Genomic DNA, 211 nt, shown 5'->3' on the forward strand with positions numbered 1-211 from the left:
TCTTTAGAGTAACGTTGGTTTTTTCTGCTCATTATTAGCTCCTTCTGATGCCATTCTATTTCAGGAAGGAGTGTCCGTTAAACTCAGGCTACCTCATACCGACTAAGGGCACTTCGGTAATGACTCCAACTTACTGATAGTGTTTTATGTTCAGATAATGCCCGATGACCTTGTCATGCAGCTCCACCGATTTTGAGAACGACAGTGACTT

The 211-nt window shown here is 42.7% G+C and carries 1 protein-coding gene; it reads right to left on the reverse strand.

The window, feature by feature from the left end; translation table 11 throughout:
• Positions 1 to 130 precede the first annotated feature (130 nt).
• Positions 131 to 211, reverse strand: an 81-nt coding sequence (locus BFF42_RS22300) for an IS1 family transposase (RefSeq protein WP_000618533.1), incomplete at its 5' end; no start/stop codon positions are given.

Source organism: Shigella sp. FC1661, assembly GCF_001712525.1.
Taxonomy (GTDB): Bacteria; Pseudomonadota; Gammaproteobacteria; order Enterobacterales; family Enterobacteriaceae; genus Escherichia; species Escherichia coli.